The organism is Chryseobacterium sp. MIQD13 (genome assembly GCF_050496705.1).
Lineage (GTDB): Bacteria > Bacteroidota > Bacteroidia > Flavobacteriales > Weeksellaceae > Chryseobacterium.
On record NZ_JBNWAF010000014.1, the window covers coordinates 1 to 586 of the forward strand.

At 39.4% G+C, this 586-nt stretch carries 1 pseudogene; it reads left to right on the top strand.

The window, feature by feature from the left end:
* Positions 1–586: pseudogene (locus ACQWU4_RS19575) on the top strand (hypothetical protein); the annotation flags it as partial.

Sequence of the window (586 nt, forward strand, 5' to 3'; positions counted from 1 at the left end):
TCATTGTATCAGAAACAGTCAAGAAGTGTTAATCCTGATCAGAAACTGATTCTGGGAGCGGGTAATTCATTATTCAATACCAATGCAGCCAATACAAACACGCTTACTAACGGACAGTTTCTTATCGTCGGAGATAATGGGTTGAAGCAGGCATTGGCCGTTTCTTTACCATATCCTTCAGCTCCTGGAGGAGAAATAAACTACAGGTTTTCTTCAATATGGAAAGTTCAGAATACAGGAAATACAGGAAATGTAATTGTAGCATGGCCTAAAGGAATCTCAAATTTACATCTGGTACGTTCCACAGATGCTTCATTTGATACATCAGATGAATTTATTCCGATGACAAATACTGTTACAGTAAATGGAGTGGAATACAATACTGCTACTGTAACCCTTAACGATGGAGATTATTTTACGCTGGCAGGTTATGCTCAGGCACCTGGAGGGGTAACTGCAGACTTAGGATTATGGGTAAAAGCTGACGACGGTTTCACATCTTCATTATGGTCTGATAAATCAGGTAATAATTATCACCTTACCCAAAGTAATGCGGGTTTGCAGCCTGTTTTAACAAGTTCAGGTA